This is a genomic window from Rubripirellula reticaptiva (assembly GCF_007860175.1).
Lineage (GTDB): Bacteria > Planctomycetota > Planctomycetia > Pirellulales > Pirellulaceae > Rubripirellula > Rubripirellula reticaptiva.
Genome location: NZ_SJPX01000006.1, coordinates 897,790 through 903,926, shown reverse-complemented (window position 1 = coordinate 903,926; position 6,137 = coordinate 897,790). Strand labels below are relative to the sequence as shown.

Genomic DNA, 6,137 nt, shown 5'->3' with positions numbered 1-6,137 from the left:
TACGGCCAGGGCAATCGCACGTTGATTTCGTTTCGGTCCAAGGATTGCGTTGTCATCGCTGAAGTCAAGCCGCTCGTTGTTGAGTGGCGTGTTTCCCGCACGGAGGTGCCAAGCGATGAACGGACCAGCAGCCATTGTTTCCAAAAGCTTTGTAAATGTTACCGACCCACGCCTTGAGCGTGGCCATAACCATGACTTGCTCGAAATGATTTTCATTACGCTCACTGCGACGATCTGTGGTGCCAACAGCTGGACTGATGTCGAGCGGTTCGCCAATGGAAAGATCAAGTGGTTTCGCCGCTACACAAAATTGGATAACGGCGTACCCAGTCACGACACGCTCGGACGGGTCTTCAGTCGACTCGATACCGATGAATTTCTCACCGCGATGCACCACTGGGTCGATCAGTTTGCCGGTTCGCTTCGAGGTAAGGGCGTCGCCATCGACGGAAAGGTTCTTCGTGGATCGTTTGATCGTGCCGCTGGCCAAAGCCCGTTGCACACGATGACCGCGTTCGCTTCCGAGACGCGATTGGTCATTCGGCAGTTGTCGGTCGATGATAAAAGCAATGAGATTCCCGCAGTACCAAAGCTCCTTGAGCTGATGGAGATCGAAGGTGCGGTGATCACGCTCGATGCGATGCACTGTCAAAAGGAAACTGCCAAGGCAATCACTGACAAGAAAGCGGAATACATTTTGACCGTTAAAGGAAACCAGCAGAAACTTGCCGAAGCGATCGGTAAACGCTTTGTTGCGTACGGAGAGTTGGACAACCAGGTTGAGGGACTGCGACGTCACGTGACGGTTGAGAAGTCTCATGGACGCGAAGAACGGCGTGAGTACTTCTGCATTGCGATCGACGACGATGAGATTTTCGACGATTGGGCGGGAGCCAAAACGATTGGCATGATCTACCGTCATCGCGAAGGTAACGTCGCCGAGCACGATGAAACGATGTTCTTCATCAGCAGCTTGCCACCGAAAGTGAAACGCCTGAGCAAATTCATTCGAGACCATTGGAAGATCGAAAACAGTGAGCACTATGTCTTGGATGTAACTTTTGCCGAAGACGCCAGCCGAATCCGACGTGGAACATCCCCGGAAATTTCAGCCGCGATTCGTCGCATGGCACTGAATATTCTGCAACGCGACACTACTGTGAAAGACAACATTCGCGGCAAACGTATGCGAGCGGGATGGGATGACGCCGTCCTGGATGGCATTTACGCCGGATTTAACCGCACTTGAACGTGCGATTGCCCTGCCCCCCCCCCCCTGCCACGCTTAAAACCATTTAACGGTCAGGTAGCGAGCCACAAACGGAGATCAGGATGAAAGTTGCTTCGGTGCTAGTTGCAATCTTATTGGCAACCCCCGTTTGTTCGGAAGAAACAATCAAGCTTTCCGTGGCCGAGCGAGACGAGCTTCCGATGCTCGGCGAAGTTTCCATCACGGAATTTCCTGCACCGCCACCGGTGCTAGAGGCCGCTGACAGTTTTGTTGATGAGACTATCACAACGAGGGTTCGGGTTAACAACCAACTTGGCCACAGCATTACGATCCAAACTCTCAAAACCACGTGCGGATGCACAGCGGCCTATCCACGCGACTCAATAATAGCGAGTGGCGAATCTACGGAACTTCTTGTAAAAATAGCTATAAGCAAGCCAAATGAATTTGGAGTTCAAGTCGTCATAAAAACGGACAATGGAAGTTATCCCTTTAAAATCCAGGGAGTGTCTCAGACGCGGGTGTCCGCAGTTCAGTCAATCTTAGAGCTTGATAAAGACAAAACATCTGTGCCGTTTGCGTTAAGGGTGAACGACCGTTCCATCAATCCGAAGTCGTTAAGACTTCGTGTGGCTGGACGTGAAGCCGATCGCACTTCGATTGAAGGGGATGTCGTTTCCTTCACGGTTGCAACCGCGTCGTTGAGCGCGCAGGTGTTGAATCGGTTCATACCGTGGGTCGGCAAGAAAGAGCTAACGCCCATCGAAATCAAAGTCGTGCGAAAGGGATTTGTGCGTCTGGCAACGACGAATGTTTTTGTATCAAAGGGTGATCCGTCTAGTTTCCGCTTGCTGATGATTGGCGACATACCATCCGTAACGGATAGTGAATTGAAAGGTTCTCTGGAGCTAGCGTCTGAAACACTTGAGTTTAACGCCATTTTAAGCAAACGCGGCCGCGCGGCGGTGGCTGATTGCACCATCGTGACGGAACGTCCGTTTGATGGGGCCAACGGCACAATGACTTTGGGCGATATGCAGTTTATGGTAAATCTTCGGGATCGATAGTCATGAGATACGTCTTAACCTTTGGCATGCTGCTAAGCATGTCCCTATTGGCCCGTGCAGAAGATGGCTCTTCTGCGGAGGTCGATACTGATACAACTGGTCGATTCTATGAAATCGTCGGAGATTTCATGGTTAACCAGGACAAGCTGGAAGATGGAAGGTTCGCATTCGTCGCCAACGGAACAAGAGTTGTCACCGATGGAAAACAATTCCAGACACATTCGGTCATTTGGATTGGCGCCAAAGAATCGTCAGCCAAGCAACTCGATGCCAACTCAATCACGATGCCAACAGGGGATGGGGTCGTGCTTGAAAGGTGGCGACAGCGAATCGTGGACAATGGAAAATATTCAATACGTGGAATGCCGTACACGGATCGCCCAACCAAGGAATTTGATAGCGAGGAGGAATATCACGAGATCCGACAGGATCTGGTGCCTCTTAGACCGCTCGATCAATCACTGTCAATGGCTACCTCACTCAAAGCGGGAGGTACGCCAAAACGGATAATCGAATCCTTTCTTCGCGAGAATGCGGTGTTACTTTACGCGAAGTACAACAAAGAGTTGGATGTGGTCGCTCGGATGCGTTTCGATCATCAGATGCCCAGAACCGTAGATCTTATCTTTGAGCGTACGTCAGGCTACATGCCAACAGAAGTGCGTCACACCATTGACGTGCGGAAAGACATCAGCGTCGTAGCTTCATTCACTCGGACGTCATGGAAGAAGGTTGGTCCTATTTATGTGCCAACGACAATGGAAGCAACTCTGTTTTCTCTCAATCAACGCGATACCACGCAATTTGACTTAGAGCTCGAGTGGAGAATTGGCGAATCGTTAAATGGAATTTCACTTGTTGATTTGGAACTCAAGGACTGGCGCGAACCCGTCCGTGTTTTATTCGACCAGGATTGGCAGCGGGCGAGCGTTCGTCCTGCCCGACTGGCAGATTTTGGAGAAGAAGAATGAAGTCTCTAACTCTCTTGTTCGTTTTGATGGTCCCTCTGAACGCATTTTCTCAGGGCGGCGGACCTTGCTACTACTTTTACTGCGACACCCAAGGCTGTGATCCATGGGATAATTCATGGGACCTGCAATCTTGTCCTACAGCGTGCAACAACGATCCAAATGACCCGCTCAGTGACGCTTGCGCAGGAGTTATTGAGTGGTTCGCAGATCAAGGCCCCGACTGGGACTACACGAATGGAGTGTCATCGGGATTCCAATTTGGAAAAACGTCCTATCATAACGCTATTTCGAACATAGATATTTATAACCTATGCATGGAGGAAGGGAGCTGTGCATGTGACTGGATCTACAATGCCAGTACTGACGAATTTTACGTCGGTTGTGTGCGTTCGCTTGAACATGAGTGGACCGACTATACAGTACGAATTGATCCGACATGGGTCTGCGACCCAGAGTTTTGGGATCCGAATTATGGCGCTGGCGACGACGATGGTTACGGCGAAGAGCAGTGAGCTTGCCTAAGAACCTGACCTCGCATTCGTCACCCATTCGATCCTTGGTTTCCTGTCGCTGGTTGGCGGGAAGAGGTCAATCGGGTGAACGAGTTGTCAGGTATCGATTTGGCTGTTAGGACATCGCTGAACTGAAAGATAGAGGGATATGGAATCGTGAACCCGACTTCATCGGGTATCATCGTGGCAGCTGATCGCGTAAAGATAGATGCTTGCTGTCTGGAGCCGGTCAAGCCACGTTAAAAACGTACATTCCTGTGTCGGCTGTATTCCATGTTCCGTCGTAGATGTCGCCGGCAGCCAGAACAAAGTTGACTTTTTCACGCTCGTCCAAGTCCGCCAAACTTGTCAGCGCCTCGCGCACGGTGCCGCGAATTTGGTCGACGGGCCCGTCGCTTGCCAGGCCCCGAAGCGGACTGTCCAGGTGGATGTCCGCGGTGTGAATGAACTTGAAGATGGTTCCGTCCTAGGTTCGTTGGGGCGCCGCAGTCAATTGAATCGCCGTTCACCGAATCACAGCCGACAACTCGTCGCGAAGATTCACTGCGGCGATCGCTTAAATCGCCTGTGGTCAATTCTATTTTCAGAAGCCACTGAGGAACAGCGGTGGCCCCTCTTCTTCGCCGTCCAAACGTCCCAGACGGTGATGAACCCCCGTCTTTAACGACGTAATCGTGACTCCGACAACAAAACACGCCAAGCCGGACTGGATTGGCAAGTTTGCACCGCGAAAGGAACCACTTCGATACGCGGCCGTTCCCAGAAGTCCAGCAAGACACGCCGCTTGGAATCCGGCCACGTACCACCATCCCGTTCGTCGCACCAAAACGGAATAGGCGAGCGAGACGAATACGGCGACGCCCAAAACAATCATCGCTACCGGGGCTTGGCCACCGGCACCGGCGGACCAGAAATGCCACGTCACCACACCGCCCGTCGCGATGACGCCGGCAATGCCCGAAATGAATCTCAGAAATTCGGCGAGTTCTCCATCGAACACCGCGCCGATCGTCATCATCGAAGCAATCGCAAACCCGCCGCTAACGACCCGCCCGGCCTCTCGTTCGCCGTAGGCTCGAAATGCCATCGCGATTGTCACGGTGGTGATCCCAGCAAACGCGATCCACAACTGGTCGGAACGCCAAGTCTTCAAACACATGATCAAGACAATGGCAGACGCAAGCAACGCGAACATCCATGATCGCACACCGACCGCTTCGGCTGCGGGTGGTACGGTTCCGAATCCGCTGATCATCATCAACGCGGCAATCGCGGCGCGATTTGCCAGCGGCACACGGCGCAGGCAAGCGTAGCCGTAGAATAACGCGACCAGCACCATGCAAAATGTTCCTGTTGAACCGAATGCGTCGCGTAGATCACTGAGGAATGGCAGGTGACTCGTTCGTCCCGGCGACCAACTTCCAAGCAGCATCAGCGGTGCCGAAAACATCGCCAGCTCCGCGCAGGTTGGCGATTTCTTGTGCGCATCGACTTCTAATAGCAACACAAGAATCGCAAACCCAATCGGCAACAGCAGCAGTGGTTCGAATTGCACCGGTGCGCCGATAAAGCCGAACGACATCCAAATCGCATGGGACCGGATGGCGGCCAGCACAACCACGATCACAAACAGCGAAATGGGATACAGCGGCCACGACCAAGGCGAACCATTGTCTTGGACCAGTTCCGCGCCTCGCCGTACCGCAGGGATCAAAACCAACAGCGCCGCAGCGATTGCGATCGAAAACAGCATGGCGCCCCAATTCGTCAAACCGGCTTCGCCCTCAGCCACCGCACGACCCAAAACCAGCGGCGTCGCAAAGAATACAGCCAGCAACAAGTAAAAGGACAACCGAAACCAGGACGGAAACTTCAACCGACAAAGTCTCAATAGCGACTCGGTAACAACGACCGTCAATGCCGCGCCGGCAACCATGATCACCGCGGCGCTGTTCCAGTGGACGACGCACAGTTCATCGAGCCCGATTGAAAACGCGACAAAACTGATGGCGACGATCAAAAAGATAGAACGCGCGTCGTCCCAAACTTTGCAAAGCCGAACGACTGCGACACAAGTCACCGCCATCAGTAACGTGTAGGCGACAATGCCGCCAGACAACATGATGGATCGCGAAAACAGGTCGCTGTGTGCGACCGCCGCAATCTGCAATCCATACAAGATCAGAAAACAACTGATCAGATAGAACGGGTTCTGCGTGTAGAGAAAACGTGCAAACGAACGAAGCTGAAAATCATTATTCATCACCGACTCCTTCACTAGAAAAGACCCGTTGGCAGAATTGCCAGTCGGGCAGAAAGTGTGCGGTTCGATTGATCAAATAAGACGTTTTGTCAT

Annotated in this window: 6 protein-coding genes; 4 read left to right on the top strand and 2 right to left on the bottom strand. The window is 52.5% G+C overall.

The features are described 5' to 3' along the window. Window positions 1–115: 115 nt before the first annotated feature. The 4 genes from Poly59_RS28980 to Poly59_RS28965 all read left to right on the top strand — a co-directional run bounded on the left by Poly59_RS28980 (window position 116) and on the right by Poly59_RS28965 (window position 3,781). Window positions 116–1,249, top strand: coding sequence for an ISAs1 family transposase (locus tag Poly59_RS28980; protein WP_146537530.1), 1,134 nt, complete (start codon window positions 116–118; stop codon window positions 1,247–1,249). Window positions 1,250–1,332: 83 nt separating this feature from the next. Continuing rightward, entirely contained in the window at window positions 1,333–2,298 is a 966-nt protein-coding gene (locus tag Poly59_RS28975; RefSeq protein WP_146537529.1) for a DUF1573 domain-containing protein, read from the top strand. A gap of 2 nt (window positions 2,299–2,300) precedes the next feature. Then, window positions 2,301–3,269, top strand: coding sequence for a hypothetical protein (locus Poly59_RS28970; RefSeq protein ID WP_146537528.1), 969 nt, complete (start codon window positions 2,301–2,303; stop codon window positions 3,267–3,269). Beyond that, window positions 3,266–3,781, top strand: a complete 516-nt coding sequence (locus tag Poly59_RS28965; RefSeq protein WP_146537527.1) for a hypothetical protein — start codon at window positions 3,266–3,268, stop codon at window positions 3,779–3,781. Before Poly59_RS28970 ends, Poly59_RS28965 begins: the two co-directional genes overlap by 4 nt. A gap of 229 nt (window positions 3,782–4,010) precedes the next feature. On the opposite strand, the gene Poly59_RS28960 is transcribed toward Poly59_RS28965, so the two are convergent. Continuing rightward, window positions 4,011–4,226 (bottom strand): metallophosphoesterase family protein, encoded by a 216-nt coding sequence (locus Poly59_RS28960; protein WP_261343574.1) that lies wholly within the window; start codon window positions 4,224–4,226, stop codon window positions 4,011–4,013. Window positions 4,227–4,364: 138 nt separating this feature from the next. Further along, window positions 4,365–6,044: a hypothetical protein gene (locus Poly59_RS28955; RefSeq protein WP_146537525.1), complete on the bottom strand. Its 1,680-nt coding sequence runs from the start codon at window positions 6,042–6,044 to the stop codon at window positions 4,365–4,367. Window positions 6,045–6,137 lie beyond the last annotated feature (93 nt).

Excerpts from the sequence above, each read along its gene's own strand:
- Poly59_RS28970 (WP_146537528.1), top strand. The coding sequence starts at position 2,301 with ATGAGATACGTCTTAACCTTTGGCATGCTGCTAAGCATGTCCCTATTG.
- Poly59_RS28980 (WP_146537530.1), top strand. The coding sequence starts at position 116 with ATGAACGGACCAGCAGCCATTGTTTCCAAAAGCTTTGTAAATGTTACC.
- Poly59_RS28955 (WP_146537525.1), bottom strand. The coding sequence starts at position 6,044 with ATGAATAATGATTTTCAGCTTCGTTCGTTTGCACGTTTTCTCTACACG.
- Poly59_RS28965 (WP_146537527.1), top strand. The coding sequence starts at position 3,266 with ATGAAGTCTCTAACTCTCTTGTTCGTTTTGATGGTCCCTCTGAACGCA.
- Poly59_RS28975 (WP_146537529.1), top strand. The coding sequence starts at position 1,333 with ATGAAAGTTGCTTCGGTGCTAGTTGCAATCTTATTGGCAACCCCCGTT.